17 protein-coding genes are annotated in these 12035 nt (G+C 72.3%); 7 read left to right on the top strand and 10 right to left on the bottom strand.

Annotated features, from left to right (window positions below):
* Positions 1-53: 53 nt before the first annotated feature.
* Positions 54-545, top strand: a complete 492-nt coding sequence (locus ACFYNO_RS15835; protein WP_388011528.1) for an inorganic diphosphatase — start codon at positions 54-56, stop codon at positions 543-545.
* 72 nt (positions 546-617) lie between these two features.
* Here ACFYNO_RS15835 and ACFYNO_RS15830 read toward each other — a convergent pair whose 3' ends face one another.
* Positions 618-1145, bottom strand: coding sequence for an ABC transporter substrate-binding protein (locus tag ACFYNO_RS15830; RefSeq protein ID WP_388011526.1), 528 nt, complete (start codon positions 1143-1145; stop codon positions 618-620).
* A 312-nt stretch (positions 1146-1457) separates the two neighbouring features.
* Here ACFYNO_RS15830 and dtd point away from each other — a divergent pair, with 312 nt between their 5' ends.
* Positions 1458-1892, top strand: coding sequence for a D-aminoacyl-tRNA deacylase (gene dtd, locus ACFYNO_RS15825; protein ID WP_388011524.1), 435 nt, complete (start codon positions 1458-1460; stop codon positions 1890-1892).
* A gap of 7 nt (positions 1893-1899) precedes the next feature.
* Here the strand turns inward: dtd and ACFYNO_RS15820 are convergent, their stop codons facing one another.
* Genes ACFYNO_RS15820 through ACFYNO_RS15810 form a run of 3 tightly spaced genes read right to left on the bottom strand, consistent with a single transcriptional unit; the run spans position 1900 to position 3936 of the window.
* Positions 1900-2859, bottom strand: coding sequence for a YgfZ/GcvT domain-containing protein (locus ACFYNO_RS15820; protein ID WP_388011522.1), 960 nt, complete (start codon positions 2857-2859; stop codon positions 1900-1902).
* A 9-nt stretch (positions 2860-2868) separates the two neighbouring features.
* Positions 2869-3312 (bottom strand): Fur family transcriptional regulator, encoded by a 444-nt coding sequence (locus ACFYNO_RS15815; protein WP_388011520.1) that lies wholly within the window; start codon positions 3310-3312, stop codon positions 2869-2871.
* Between the two features lie 39 nt (positions 3313-3351).
* A complete protein-coding gene (locus ACFYNO_RS15810) occupies positions 3352-3936 on the bottom strand; it encodes an FABP family protein (protein ID WP_388011518.1) in 585 nt (194 codons plus the stop codon).
* Positions 3937-4211: 275 nt separating this feature from the next.
* Here ACFYNO_RS15810 and ACFYNO_RS15805 point away from each other — a divergent pair, with 275 nt between their 5' ends.
* Entirely contained in the window at positions 4212-4574 is a 363-nt protein-coding gene (locus ACFYNO_RS15805) for a DsrE family protein (RefSeq protein ID WP_388011516.1), read from the top strand.
* On the opposite strand, the gene ACFYNO_RS15800 is transcribed toward ACFYNO_RS15805, so the two are convergent.
* The 6 genes from ACFYNO_RS15800 to ACFYNO_RS15775 all read right to left on the bottom strand — a co-directional run bounded on the left by ACFYNO_RS15800 (position 4568) and on the right by ACFYNO_RS15775 (position 7677).
* A complete protein-coding gene (locus ACFYNO_RS15800; protein ID WP_388011514.1) occupies positions 4568-4861 on the bottom strand; it encodes a DUF3099 domain-containing protein in 294 nt (97 codons plus the stop codon). The two genes, ACFYNO_RS15805 and ACFYNO_RS15800, sit on opposite strands and share 7 nt — an antisense overlap.
* Before the next feature lie 64 nt (positions 4862-4925).
* The gene (locus tag ACFYNO_RS15795; protein ID WP_101381718.1) at positions 4926-5216 is read right to left on the bottom strand and encodes a DUF1416 domain-containing protein; all 291 of its coding nucleotides are present in this window, start codon (positions 5214-5216) and stop codon (positions 4926-4928) included.
* Between the two features lie 38 nt (positions 5217-5254).
* Entirely contained in the window at positions 5255-6094 is an 840-nt protein-coding gene (locus ACFYNO_RS15790) for a sulfurtransferase (protein WP_388011511.1), read from the bottom strand.
* A gap of 245 nt (positions 6095-6339) precedes the next feature.
* The gene (locus ACFYNO_RS15785) at positions 6340-6420 is read right to left on the bottom strand and encodes an Ms5788A family Cys-rich leader peptide (protein WP_388011914.1); all 81 of its coding nucleotides are present in this window, start codon (positions 6418-6420) and stop codon (positions 6340-6342) included.
* Between the two features lie 124 nt (positions 6421-6544).
* Positions 6545-7237 carry a DUF2993 domain-containing protein gene (locus ACFYNO_RS15780; protein WP_388011509.1) on the bottom strand — a complete coding sequence of 231 codons (693 nt, stop codon included), beginning with the start codon at positions 7235-7237 and terminating at the stop codon, positions 6545-6547.
* Between the two features lie 149 nt (positions 7238-7386).
* Positions 7387-7677 carry a MoaD/ThiS family protein gene (locus ACFYNO_RS15775; protein ID WP_388011507.1) on the bottom strand — a complete coding sequence of 97 codons (291 nt, stop codon included), beginning with the start codon at positions 7675-7677 and terminating at the stop codon, positions 7387-7389.
* A gap of 388 nt (positions 7678-8065) precedes the next feature.
* Between ACFYNO_RS15775 and ACFYNO_RS15770 the strand changes: the two genes are divergently transcribed.
* The 4 genes from ACFYNO_RS15770 (at position 8066) to ACFYNO_RS15755 (ending at position 11992) form a co-directional block, all read left to right on the top strand.
* Positions 8066-8800, top strand: a complete 735-nt coding sequence (locus ACFYNO_RS15770; protein WP_388011505.1) for a response regulator transcription factor — start codon at positions 8066-8068, stop codon at positions 8798-8800.
* Positions 8801-8872: 72 nt separating this feature from the next.
* Entirely contained in the window at positions 8873-9937 is a 1065-nt protein-coding gene (locus ACFYNO_RS15765) for a LacI family DNA-binding transcriptional regulator (RefSeq protein ID WP_388011503.1), read from the top strand.
* An 89-nt stretch (positions 9938-10026) separates the two neighbouring features.
* The gene (locus ACFYNO_RS15760) at positions 10027-11130 is read left to right on the top strand and encodes a S1C family serine protease (protein ID WP_388011501.1); all 1104 of its coding nucleotides are present in this window, start codon (positions 10027-10029) and stop codon (positions 11128-11130) included.
* Between the two features lie 88 nt (positions 11131-11218).
* Positions 11219-11992, top strand: a complete 774-nt coding sequence (locus ACFYNO_RS15755; RefSeq protein ID WP_388011499.1) for a response regulator transcription factor — start codon at positions 11219-11221, stop codon at positions 11990-11992.
* The last annotated feature ends 43 nt before the right edge of the window (positions 11993-12035 follow it).

Here is a 12035-nt window from a genome sequence, read left to right as displayed (position 1 = left end):
TCTCCGCCGTAGGAGACACTTGGATTCTGTCAGTCCCTACCTTGGAGGCACCGTTGGAGTTCGACGTCACCATCGAGATCCCGAAGGGCTCCCGCAACAAGTACGAGGTCGACCATGAGTCCGGTCGCCTCCGCCTGGACCGGATGCTCTTCACCTCGACCCGCTACCCGGCCGACTACGGCTTCGTCGAGGGCACTCTCGGCGAGGACGGCGACCCGCTGGACGCGCTGGTCATCCTGGACGAGCCGACCTTCCCCGGCTGCCTGATCAAGTGCCGGGCGATCGGCATGTTCAAGATGACCGACGAGGCGGGCGGCGACGACAAGCTGCTCTGCGTCCCGGCCACCGACCCGCGCTGGGAGCACCTGCGGGACATCCACCACGTGTCGGAGTTCGACCGCCTGGAGATCCAGCACTTCTTCGAGGTCTACAAGGACCTGGAGCCGGGCAAGTCGGTCGAGGGTGCCGAGTGGGTCGGCCGGGCCGAGGCCGAGACCGAGATCACCGCGTCGATCAAGCGGCTGGCGGACCAGGGCGGGCACTGAGCCGGTCGGCGGGGCCGTCAGGAGGCGCGCGAGCGCGCTCCCGACGGCCCCGCTGCCGTTTCCGGGAGCTGCCTACTCGGCGGCCGGCCGGTCCATCAGCAGGTCCTCCACCCGGGCCTCGCCCTCCCGGTAGCGGCGGGTGATCTCGGCGCTGCACCAGTCGGCGGTGCGCTGCAGCGCGGAGCGCCGGCCGGACACCTCCCGCTCGTGCTCGGTCAGCCGGTCCAGCGCGGCCAGCAGCTCGGCGGAGGCGTGCGCGGCCAGGTCGGCCAGCTGCACGTCGCCCATCAGCGCGTCCGCCTGCTCCTGGTACTGCTCGCCGCGCGGGGTGCCCAGGGTGACGTGCCGGGCCGACTGGCGCACGTGCGAGGGGCTGTCGGCGAGGATCTGCGGCAGCCGGTGCAGCAGCGTCTCGGCCGTCGGCGGCACCGGGCGCAGCTCCAGCGTCCGCCGGTCCAGCTCGGCCCGCAGGATGTCCACCCGGCCCTGCAACAGCCGGCGCAGGTAGGAGAGATCGGCCTCCTGCTCCAGCGCGTCCCTGCGCACCGTGCGCAGTTCGGCGAGGCCCAGCCCGGCCAGCTCCGTCTCCGTCGTGTCCATCGAGCAACCACCTGCCGTCGCGTGCTTCGGTCCCACCCTTGCTCCGCCCACCCGAGGGGTTGCACGACCGACGGACCCTCAGGGGTTCCCCGCCCCGTCGCTGCCACCCACCCGGGCGAGCCGCGCCTGAACCGGCGTTCGGGCGGCGCGAACGGCCGTCCGAGCCCGCCGGGCGCGCTCACCCCCCGATCGTGCCACCCCGCGGCGCGGAGCGCGGCGCAGATGCACCCGTACGGCCGCCTGGCGAACGGGTGCGTCTGATATGACCTGGCAGTGACCGTCACCCGCTCGGCGGGGTGCAGAATGGCCGGCATGCGAGCAGTGGTGCAGCGGGTGAACGGGGCCTCGGTGACGGTGGCCGGGGAGACGGTCGGGGCGATCGAGGGGCCGGGCCTGTGCGTGCTGGTCGGGGTCACCCACCAGGACACCCCCGAGCAGGCGGCCCAACTGGCCCGCAAGCTCTGGTCGCTGCGGCTCTTCCCCGGGGAGGGCACCGAGCTGTCCTGCTCGGACTTCGACGGGCCGCTGCTGGTGATCAGTCAGTTCACCCTCTACGGCGACGCCCGCAAGGGCCGGCGGCCCACCTGGAACGCGGCCGCGCCGGGCCCGGTCGCCGAACCGCTGGTGGCCGAGGTGGTGGCGCAGCTGCGCGGTCTCGGCGCGACGGTCGAGACCGGGCGGTTCGGCGCGGACATGAAGGTCTCGCTGGTGAACGACGGTCCGTTCACCGTGCTGCTGGAGGTCTGACGCCCGGTCAGGGCGCGACCACCACCTCCTGGGTGCCCGGCACCGTGCCGGCCAGCAGCACCGCGTCCACCGGGGTGTTCCGCTTCACCAGGCCGAGCGCGATCGGGCCCAGCTCCCAGTGCCGGGCCGAGGAGGTCACGAAGCCCACCGGACGGCCCTGCGGGTCGGCGGCGGTGCGCAGCTCGGTGCCGTGCGGCGGCAGCACCTCCTCGGTGCCGTCCAGGTGCAGGAAGACCAGCCGGCGCGGCGGCTTGCCCAGGTTGTGCACCCGGGCCACCGTCTCCTGGCCGCGGTAGCAGCCCTTGTTCAGGTGCACGGCGGAGGCCAGCCAGTCCACCTCGTGCGGGATGGTGCGGTGGTCGGTCTCGAAGCCGAGCCGCGGGCGGTGCGCCTCGATCCGCAGCGCCTCGTGGGCCCAGATCCCGGCCGGGCCGCCCAGCCCGGCCGCGGTGGCCGCCAGCTCGGCGCGCGGCAGGAAGAGGTCCCGGCCCCAGGGCAGCTCGCGCACGGCGGCGGCCTGCGGTGTGCCGGTGTGGCCGGCCGGCAGGTGGACCACGGCGTACCGGTCGGTGGCGTCGGCCAACTCGACCCGGTACATGAACTTCATCTTCTCCAGGTAGGCCAGCAGCTCACCCTGGGTGCCGGGCTCCACGTGCGCCCAGGTGGTGGTGCCGTCGTCGACCAGGTAGAGCGCGTGTTCGACGTGGCCGTGCGGGGAGAGCACCAGCGCCTCGGCGGCCTGGCCGGCGGGCAGCCCGCTGACGTGCTGGGTGACCAGCAGGTGCAGCCAGGCCAGCCGGTCCGGACCGGTCACGGTGACCACGCCCCGGTGCGACAGGTCGGTGAAGGCCCGGCCGGCCGCCAGCTCGCGCTGCTCCCGGAACAGGTCGCCGTAGTGGGCCGCGACCCCTTGGTCGGGCCCTTCGGCGGGAACGGCTCCGGGCAGCGACAGCAGCGGGCTCTTCATGCCGTCAGCTTACGACTCCCCCTGCTCCCGCTTGGCGGTGCAGTCGGCGCAGCGGCCGAAGATGGCGAAGTGCTTGAGGTCGGTGTCGAAGCCGTGCTGCTCGCGCAGGGCGTCGGTGAGCGGGGTGGCGATCGCGGTGCCGGTCTCGGTGACCGAGCCGCAGTCCCGGCAGACCAGGTGCAGGTGGTGGTGGCGGCCGGCCAGGTGGTAGGTCGGCGCGCCGTGGCCGAGGTGGGCGTGCGAGACCAGCCCCAGCTCCTCCAGCAGCTCCAGGTTGCGGTAGACCGTGGAGATGTTGACCCCGCTGGCGGTGCGCCGCACCTGGGCCAGCACCTCCTCCGGGGTGGCGTGGTCGAGCGCGTCCACCGCCTCCAGCACCAGCTGGCGCTGCGGGGTGAGCCGGTAGCCGCGCTCGCGCAGGTCGGCCTTCCAGTCGGTCGTACCGTCGGTCACTGCGTGTGCCGTCCCTCGCTCAATGGGGGCCCGGTCCGGTCAGCGGAAGAAGGCGATCCCGTCGTCCGGCAGGTCGTTGATGTCCTTGACCAGCTGGGCCGGGCTGAGCACCTTCTTCAGCTGGGCGGACATGTAGGGGCGCAGCGGCACCTCGGGGGCGGCCTTCTCACCGACCCAGAGCAGCTGCTCGTTGACGAAGCCGTAGAGCCGCTTGCCGCCGGTGTAGGGGTCCGAGCCCTCGACCCGGGCGACCGCGTCGGTGGCCAGGTCGATCTGCGGCTTGCCGTCCGCCAGCCGGCCGTACCAGATCTCCACGGTGCCGTCGTCGCGCACCATCGAGACCTCGACCTCGCGCTCGCCGCTGGTGCCGCGCTGGTTGGTGGTCACCCGCCAGAAGCCGTGCTCGTTCTCCAGCGGGCGGACCTTCTCGCCGGCCTCGTCCAGCACCCAGGTCCGGGAGCGGAACTCCAGGAAGGGGCGGCCGTCGTGCCGGAAGACGATCTCCTGGCCGAAGTTGCACTTCTCCGCGCCCGGGAAGTCGAAGACGCCCGCGCCCTCCCAGGTGCCGAGGAGGAAGGCCAGCGAAACGACGTCCGGGTGGAGGTCAGAGGGGATCTCGATCATGGTCCTGATCAGGTGTCGGGGACGGGGGGACTACCGCCCCCCACCGTACGCGAGCGGTCAGCGCTGGCCCTGGTACAGCTTCATCACGGAGAACGCGGCGAACCAGACGATCACGATGGACATGATGGCCAGCAGGATGTCGAAGAAGATCTCAAGGCCGCTCATGATGCGCTCCGGGGTCAGCGAGTAACGGACGGACGGTGACGGCGCGAGTCTATCGTTCGGCCGCCGGACGGACGCGGTGAGGGCGGCCACACAGCGGCTAGGCTGACGCCGTGTCGAAGAAGCTGGTCATCAAGGTCACCGCCGGGGCCGACGCGCCGGAGCGGTGCTCGCAGGCGTTCACCGTGGCGGCCGTGGCGGTCGCCAGCGGGGTCGAGGTCTCGCTCTGGCTCACCGGGGAGTCCTCCTGGTTCGCGCTGCCCGGCCGGGCGGCCGAGTTCGAGCTGCCGCACGCCGCGCCGCTGCCGGAGCTGCTGGAGTCGCTGCTGGCGGCGGGCACCGTGACGCTCTGCACCCAGTGCGCGGCCCGCCGGGGCATCGCGCAGGCGGACACCATCGAGGGTGTCCGGATCGCGGGCGCCCAGGTCTTCGTCAGTGAGATCATGGCCGACGGCGTGCAGGCGCTGGTCTACTGACCGTCGCCGTCACGGTCCGCCGGGCCCTCCCGGTCCGGGCGGTCGCGGTCGTGCCCCGGCCTGTCCCACTCGGGGTCGTCCCAGCGCGGGTCCTGCCACCAGTCGTCCTCCGGGTCGCGCCGGTTGGCGAAGACGGCGGCCAGCGGCGGGATCACCATCGCCACCACGCACATGCCGATCGCCGCGCCGACCGAGAAGAACCGCACCACTCCCCAGGCCAGCACGAAGAGCCCCAGGCAGCCGGCCATCATCAGGAAGTAGTAGCGGCGTCGCGCGCGTTGCTGCACACCTCCACGGTAAAGCGAGGAGCCCCCGCCGTGGCAGGGGCTCGTCGCTCGTCCCGCTACCGAATCAGACCGCGATCGGGACCTCGGTCAGCGCGCCCTTGGACGCCACCACCTTGCGGTCCACCGTCGCGCCGGGAACCAGCGCGCGCACGGTCCACTGGCCCTCGGCCGCGAAGAAGCGGAACTGGCCGGTCGCCGAGGTGGGCACCTCGGCGGTGAACTCGCCGCTCGCGTCGAGCAGCCGGACGTAGCCGTTGACCGGCTCGCCGTCGCGGGTGACCGAACCCTGGATGATCGTCTCGTTCGCCACGTCAACTCCTGCCAGGTCCGGGCCGCCGGCCTTCGCACCACACATGTCTCAGATCTCCTTGCTCGTGAGGTCGCGCGCGCGGCTCAGTTGCCGAGCTCGATCGGCACGCCGACCAGGCTGCCGTACTCGGTCCAGGAGCCGTCGTAGTTGCGGACGCTCTCCTGGCCCAGCAGCTGGTGCAGCACGAACCAGGTGAGCGCGGAGCGCTCGCCGATCCGGCAGTACGCGATGGTGTCCTTGGACAGGTCGACGCCCTCGGCGGCGTAGAGGGCGCGCAGCTCCTCGTCCGACTTGAAGGTGCCGTCGTCGTTGGCGTTCTTCGACCACGGGATGTTGCGGGCGCTCGGCACGTGGCCGGGGCGCTGCGACTGCTCCTGCGGGAGGTGAGCCGGGGCGAGCAGGCGGCCGGAGAACTCGTCGGGCGAGCGGACGTCGACCAGGTTGGCGGTGCCGATCGCGTTCACCACGTCGTCGCGGAAGGCGCGGATCGCGGTGTTCTGGGCCTGGGCCTTGTACTCGGTGGCCGGGCGGGCCGGGACCTCGGAGCCGTCGACCAGGTCGCGGGAGTCCAGCTCCCACTTCTTGCGGCCGCCGTCCAGCAGGCGGACGTCCTGGTGGCCGTAGAGCTTGAAGTACCAGAACGCGTAGGAGGCGAACCAGTTGTTGTTGCCGCCGTAGAGCACCACGGTGTCGTCGTTGGCGATGCCCTTGGCGCTGAGCAGCGCCTCGAAGCCGGCCTGGTCGACGAAGTCGCGGCGGACCGGGTCCTGGAGGTCCTTCTTCCAGTCGATCCGGACGGCGTTCTTGATGTGGTTCTTGTCGTACGCGGCGGTGTCTTCGTCCACCTCGACGATGACGACCTTCGGGTCGTCCAGGTGGGCCTGGACCCAGTCGGCGTCGACCAGGACGTCACTGCGGCTCATGTGATGTCTCCATCCGGGGGCGGTTGGCGGAAGGTGAGTGGGTCCCGGTCGGCGGTGCGCGGGCCGGACGTCCGCACCACGTGTCCGACAGTATGTCCGGATAGTGGGACGGGGCGGCGCGGCGGAGGGAGCCGGCGGGCGATGGTGCGGGATGTCAAGGAGACGCGGCCGTAGGCGCGCAGCGCCTGGTCAGGCCACGGATGCGGGCGTGGCGGCAGGTCGATTCTGCCGGAGCAGGCCGCCGGTCACCGCATTCGACACAGGCACGCAGCCACGCGGCAGAGGTCTACCGCCCGCCGCTTGGTGAGGTGTGCCTGTCGGTTCATGTGGACGATGCTAGGGAGCGGAACGCCGCCCTGTCATCAGCGTGTCGAATCCTGAGACGAAAACGATCGCATGCTGGGATTCAGGGCGGTTCCGGGCCGGACCGGACCGTCGCTCGGCCGGTCGTCAGTTGGTCAGCGTGACCTTGGTGCCGTTGAACTTCAGCTCCAGCCCGCCCTGCTCCGGGGAGACCGAGGCCAGGTGCAGGCCGACCGGCAGGTTCTGCAGGGTGAAGGTCTTGGCGCCCAGGTTCTGCTGGATCATGCCGCCGATCCCGGGCAGCGCGCCCAGCCCGGAGGGCAGGTTGCCGACGCTGCCCACCTTGATCAGGTCGCCCTCGTTGACCAGCGTCACGGTGCTGGAGAACTTCTGGCCGAGCATCGAGTAGTCCACCTTGACCAGGCCGGGACCGCCGTAGCCGAGCGAGATCCGGGGGTCCAGCGCCAGCAGGTCGTGCACCTGCCGGTAGTCCACCAGGCCGGAGCCGCTGCCGGAGTCGATGGTCGCCGAGGTGTAGCCGGAGTTCACCTGGACCCCGCTCAGATCGGCCCGGAAGTCCTTGAGCCGGACCGTGCCGCCGTCGCCCGACACCTGCATGCTGGCCGCCGAGAGCCGCACCTTGCCCAGCTTCTTGTCGAACAGGTCGGTCAGGAACGGCACGTCCTCGATGCTCACGCTGGGGCGGCCGGAGATGCCCTGACGGTCCGCCAGCTTCTGCGCGGCCTGGTCCTCGGCCACTCCGACGGCCACCCGGTCCGCGCCGGCCAGCAGGCCGGCGAGGACCACGACCGGAATGGCGACTTTGATCCAGGTGCGCATCGTTCTCTTCTCCCCGTCGGCCGCTGTCGGTGTGCCCGGGACGGTCGCCCCGGGCGGTCGGGCGGCAGGCTACCGCCCCTGACCGGAGGACGGGCCCGCGGGCGGTACGACGATCCGACGGGGAGCTTGGTTCCTCGGCGGGGCCGGGATCAGCCGCCCGCGAACGGCGGCAGCACCTCCACCGTCCCGCCCTCGGAGAGCGCCACCTGCCGGCGGTCCCGTCCGCCGACCGGCTCGCTGTCCACCAGATAGGAACAGATGTCCAGCAGGCGGACCAGCCCCGGGCGGTCGGCGTGCCGCTCCCTGACCTGGTCCAGCGCCTCGGCCAGGGTGGCCGCCCGGTACGGCTCCTCCCCCGTGCCGGCCTCCGACTTGGCGGCGGCCCAGTAGCGGATGGTGCCGGCCACCGGGGCGGTGGGCGGGCGGGTGGTCGCGGTCATGGCGGACCCCTTCTGCAGGTGCACAGGTCTTCGAAGCTGTACACGGACGTGTGCCGGTCGGTGCCGTGCTCCATCATCGCCCGCCGCCCCGCGGGACCGGCAAAGGCCCAGGCCGGCCCGGTCGCACGGGGGCGCACGGGCCGCGCTGCGAGCTCGATCACGCGGGTCGACCCCTACGCTGGACAGGCCTGTTCGGCTATCCTCTCCAGGAAGAGGGATCCGGGCAGAGTCGCCCCCGGGTCCTTTTGTGCTTTCAGGACACCCAACCGGACGTCCTTGCGAGTGGTGATCCACGCGTGCCGGCTGCCGCACAACGACGTGCGCCCCACCAGCCGCACCACGAGCAGCCTCATCCAGGCCACGGAGAAGAAAAGGGGACGCCCAGGGTATGAGTTCTCTCCTCCTGCTCACGAACGCACTCCAGCCGTCGGCGGAAGTGCTGCCGGCCCTCGGGCTGCTGCTGCACCAGGTCAGGGTGGCGCCGGCCGAGGGCTCCGCCCTGGTCGACACCCCCAGCTCCGACGTCATACTGGTCGACGGCCGGCGCGACCTGCCGCAGATCCGCTCGCTCTGCCAACTGCTCCGCTCCACCGGCGTGAGCTCCCCGCTGCTGCTGGTGGTGACCGAGGGCGGCCTGGCCGCCGTCACCGCCGAGTGGGGCATCGACGACGTGCTGCTCGACACCGCCGGGCCGGCCGAGGTGGAGGCCCGGCTGCGGCTCGCGATGGGCCGCCAGCAGCAGGCCGTGTCGGACGACAGCCCGATGGAGATCCGCAACGGCGACCTCTCGGTCGACGAGGCCACCTACTCGGCCCGGATCAAGGGCCGGGTGCTCGACCTCACCTTCAAGGAGTTCGAGCTGCTGAAGTACCTCGCCCAGCACCCGGGCCGGGTCTTCACCCGGGCCCAGCTGCTGCAGGAGGTCTGGGGCTACGACTACTTCGGCGGCACCCGGACGGTGGACGTGCACGTCCGGCGGCTGCGGGCCAAGCTCGGCGTGGAGCACGAGCAGCTGATCGGCACCGTGCGCAACGTCGGCTACCGCTTCGTCGTGCCCTCCCCCGGCGAGAAGGGCGAGCGCGGCGGAGCCGACCGCCCGGTCTCCAGTTCCGTGGACGCCTGACCGGCGCCGGGCCCGGCGATGGTACCGGGCCCGGCCACTGGCCGATCGGACAGACACGCGTAGACTCCCTCCGTGGCCAAGGTGACGCGCGACGATGTAGCCCGACTGGCTGGGACCTCGACCGCGGTCGTCAGCTACGTGATCAATGACGGCCCGCGCCCGGTGGCGCCGGCCACCAAGGAGAAGGTGCTCGCCGCGATCGAGCAGCTCGGCTACCGGCCGAACAGCGTCGCGCAGGCGATGGCCTCCCGCCGCACCAACCTGATCGGCATGATCGTGCCGGACGCCCGGCAGCCGTTCTTCGCCGAGATGACCCACGCGGTCGAACGCGCCGCCTCGGACCGCGGCAAGCTGGTGCTGATCGGCAACTCCGACTACGTCGAAGACCGCGAGATGCACTACATCCAGGCCTTCCTCGGCATGCGGGTCTCCGGCCTGATCCTGGTCAGCCAGGGCGCGCCGCAGCGGGCCGCCAAGGAGTTCGCCGCGATGGAGGGCGCCAAGGTGGTGCTGCTGCACCGCCGCCCCGAGGCCGTGGACGACGTCTCGGTGGTCACCGACGACATCGGCGGCGCCGAGCTGGTGGTCCGCCACCTGCTGGAGGTGCACGGCCACCCCTACGTCGCCTGCTTCGGCGGCCCGGTGGACACCCCCGTGCCCGGCGACCCGGTGATCGACCACGTGGCCGGCTGGCAGCAGGCGATGGAGGCCGCCGGCCTGGAGACCGAGGGCCACCTGGTGGACGCCCCGTTCCACCGCTACGGCGCCTACGAGGTCGCCCTGCGGCTGCTCGGCTCCCCGGACCGGCCGCCGGCGGTCTTCTGCTCCACCGACGACCAGGCGATCGGCGTGCTGCGGGCCGCCCGCGAGCTGGGCCTGCGGGTGCCGGAGGACCTGGCGGTGGCCGGCTTCGACGACATCCCCGAGGCCGCGCTGGCCGACCCGCCGCTGACCACCGTCGCCAGCGAGCGGGAGGCGATGGCCCGGGCCGCCGTCGAACTGGTGCTGGACGACTCGCTGATGGTGCCCGGCTCGGACACCGAGCGGGTCCGCCGCTTCCCGTCCCGCCTGGTGGTCCGCCGCTCCTGCGGCTGCCCGGGCGAGCCCGCCGGGGCCGGCGGGAAGGGCGCAGCGTAACGCCTCTTTATGAGAAGCCAACGGGCTTCTCTGGTCGTTCTGACCCCACTCTCATCGGACTCTCATCCGGCGGGCGGACGGTGAGGTCCATGAGCGAGCACCGCAGCACCGCAGATGAGTCGGGGTACCCGTTCCCGCCGAAGCCGGCCGGGGCACCCTCAGCGCACTTCGACTACTTCCAGCAGCCCGAGCCGGAGGGCCAGGCCGCCTTCGCGGCCGAGGCCCCCGCCGAGTCCGGTCCCGCCCACAAGGCCCGCAACGGCTACGCCCCCAGCCTGGCGGCTGGGAGGGGCCCCCACCGCGGCCGGCTGGCCCTGGTCACCGCCGTCGCCGCGATCGCCGCCGTCCTCGGCGGCCTGGCCGGCGGCGCCGTCGCCTCCTCGGGGCACGGCGGCAGCACCACCGCCGCCGGCGCGGCCGGCACCGCGGTCAGCCCGGTCTCCGACCGGACCGGCGGCACCGCCGACGTGGCCGCGATCGCCGCCGCCGTCTCCCCCAGCACCGTCCAGATCACCGTGCAGACCAGCGGCGGCACCGCGACCGGCACCGGCATCGTGCTCACCGGCGGCGGCCAGATCCTCACCAACTACCACGTGGTCTCCGGCGCGGTCAGCGACGGCGGCGCCGTGAGCGTCACCTTCCAGAACGGCGGCAGGGCCTCCGCCAAGGTCACCGGCACCGACAAGTCCACCGACCTCGCGGTGATCACCGCGAACGGGGTCAGCGGCCTCAAGCCCGCCGCGCTCGGGTCCTCCGGCGCCCTCTCGGTCGGCGACCAGGTGGTCGCCATCGGCAACCCCGAGGGCCTGACCGGCACCGTCACCTCCGGCATCATCAGCGCCAAGGACCGCAAGGTCACCGTCCAGGTCGACGAGGGCAGCACCCGCGGCAACGGCGGCTTCGGCTACCCGTACCTGCCCGGCTTCGGCGGCTCCGCGCAGCCCGCCACCGGCGACACCGCCGGCTACTCCGCGCTGCAGACCGACGCCGCGCTCAACCCCGGCAACTCCGGCGGCCCGCTGATCAACGCCGCCGGCCAGGTGATCGGCGTCAACTCGGCGATGTACTCCGGCAGCGGGACCAGCTCCAGCGCCACCAGCAGCCAGGCCGGCAGCATCGGCCTCGGCTTCGCCATCCCGATCGACGCCGTCAAGCAGGTGCTGCCCCGGATGCAGGCCGGACAGAACCTGTAGATCCCCGCGCGGCGCCCCCGGCACCGCACAATTGGCTAGAACCCCACCGAAACCGACCCCTGCCGAGTCCAGAGAGGCCAGCCCGCCGATGACTCCCCCCGCCGACGACCGCACGCTCGCCGAGCAGACCGCTCCTCCCGCGCGCCTGCTCGTGGTCGACGACGAGCCCGCCCTGCGGGACGCCCTGGAGAGCAGCCTCGCCTTCGAGGGCTACGAGGTGACCACCGCCACCGACGGCTTCGAGGCCCTCGAAGCCGTGGAGCGCGAGCAGCCCGACCTGGTGCTGCTGGACATCATGATGCCCCGGATGGACGGCCTCACCGCCGTCCGCCGGATGCGCTCGCGCGGTGACACCGCCCCGGTCCTGATGCTCACCGCGCGCGACGCGGTCGGCGACCGGGTGACCGGCCTGGACGTGGGCGCGGACGACTACCTGGCCAAGCCCTTCGAGCTCGACGAACTGCTGGCGCGGGTCCGCGCCCTGCTCCGGCGCAACGCGCTGGCCGCCGAGGCCGCCGCCCGCGCCACCGTGGTCGAGGACGACTCCGAGGTGCTCGCCTTCGCGGACCTGCGGATGAACACCGCGACCCGCGAGGTCACCCGGGACGGCCGCCCGGTCGAGCTCACCCGCACCGAGTTCATGCTGCTGGAGATGTTCCTCTCGCACCCGCGCCAGGTGCTCACCCGGGAGCAGATCCTCAAGGCGGTCTGGGGCTTCGACTTCGAGCCCTCCTCCAACTCCCTCGACGTCTACGTCATGTACCTGCGCCGCAAGACCGAGCAGGGCGGCATGCCGCGGCTGATCCAGACCGTGCGCGGAGTCGGCTACGCCCTGCGCGCGCCGAGCGGCGGCGTGAACTGAGCACGATGAGCACCGAAGCGGGTTCACGGGGGCGGGTGTCGCG

Source organism: Kitasatospora sp. NPDC006697 (assembly GCF_042869935.1).
Taxonomy (GTDB): Bacteria; Actinomycetota; Actinomycetes; order Streptomycetales; family Streptomycetaceae; genus Kitasatospora.
This window is presented reverse-complemented; position numbering and strand designations above follow the sequence as displayed.

What these genes read in the sequence shown, in the direction of transcription:
- ACFYNO_RS15780 (WP_388011509.1), bottom strand. Translation starts at nt 7,237, where the DNA reads ATGCGCACCTGGATCAAAGTCGCCATTCCGGTCGTGGTCCTCGCCGGC.
- ACFYNO_RS15795 (WP_101381718.1), bottom strand. Translation starts at nt 5,216, where the DNA reads ATGTGTGGTGCGAAGGCCGGCGGCCCGGACCTGGCAGGAGTTGACGTG.
- ACFYNO_RS15830 (WP_388011526.1), bottom strand. Translation starts at nt 1,145, where the DNA reads ATGGACACGACGGAGACGGAGCTGGCCGGGCTGGGCCTCGCCGAACTG.
- dtd (WP_388011524.1), top strand. Translation starts at nt 1,458, where the DNA reads ATGCGAGCAGTGGTGCAGCGGGTGAACGGGGCCTCGGTGACGGTGGCC.
- ACFYNO_RS15820 (WP_388011522.1), bottom strand. Translation starts at nt 2,859, where the DNA reads ATGAAGAGCCCGCTGCTGTCGCTGCCCGGAGCCGTTCCCGCCGAAGGG.
- ACFYNO_RS15770 (WP_388011505.1), top strand. Translation starts at nt 8,066, where the DNA reads ATGAGTTCTCTCCTCCTGCTCACGAACGCACTCCAGCCGTCGGCGGAA.
- ACFYNO_RS15755 (WP_388011499.1), top strand. Translation starts at nt 11,219, where the DNA reads ATGACTCCCCCCGCCGACGACCGCACGCTCGCCGAGCAGACCGCTCCT.
- ACFYNO_RS15785 (WP_388011914.1), bottom strand. Translation starts at nt 6,420, where the DNA reads ATGAACCGACAGGCACACCTCACCAAGCGGCGGGCGGTAGACCTCTGC.
- ACFYNO_RS15790 (WP_388011511.1), bottom strand. Translation starts at nt 6,094, where the DNA reads ATGAGCCGCAGTGACGTCCTGGTCGACGCCGACTGGGTCCAGGCCCAC.
- ACFYNO_RS15810 (WP_388011518.1), bottom strand. Translation starts at nt 3,936, where the DNA reads ATGATCGAGATCCCCTCTGACCTCCACCCGGACGTCGTTTCGCTGGCC.
- ACFYNO_RS15775 (WP_388011507.1), bottom strand. Translation starts at nt 7,677, where the DNA reads ATGACCGCGACCACCCGCCCGCCCACCGCCCCGGTGGCCGGCACCATC.
- ACFYNO_RS15760 (WP_388011501.1), top strand. Translation starts at nt 10,027, where the DNA reads ATGAGCGAGCACCGCAGCACCGCAGATGAGTCGGGGTACCCGTTCCCG.